General features: G+C 39.0%; 1 protein-coding gene. It reads left to right on the plus strand.

The genetic code is table 11. The features are described from left to right. Positions 1-51: 51 nt before the first annotated feature. Positions 52-223 (plus strand): transposase (locus WFH18_RS18675; RefSeq protein WP_442892508.1); only part of this gene is annotated, 172 nt, incomplete at its 3' end.

Genomic DNA, 223 nt, shown 5'->3' on the forward strand with positions numbered 1-223 from the left:
TGGATTGAGCAATTCCTCATACCAGCATTACCAGAAAATAGTGTAGTGGTTATGGATAATGCAGCATTTCATAAAAGAGCAGATATTCAGGAGTTATTGGAACAACAAGGGTATAAAATTCTTTGGCTTCCTGCATACAGCCCTGATTTAAATCCTATAGAACACATGTGGGCATGGGTTAAACGTAAGCGTAAAGAATGGTTGATCGACTCAGTCGATGAGT

The organism is Acinetobacter sp. USHLN143 (genome assembly GCF_037145695.1).
Lineage (GTDB): Bacteria > Pseudomonadota > Gammaproteobacteria > Pseudomonadales > Moraxellaceae > Acinetobacter > Acinetobacter fasciculus.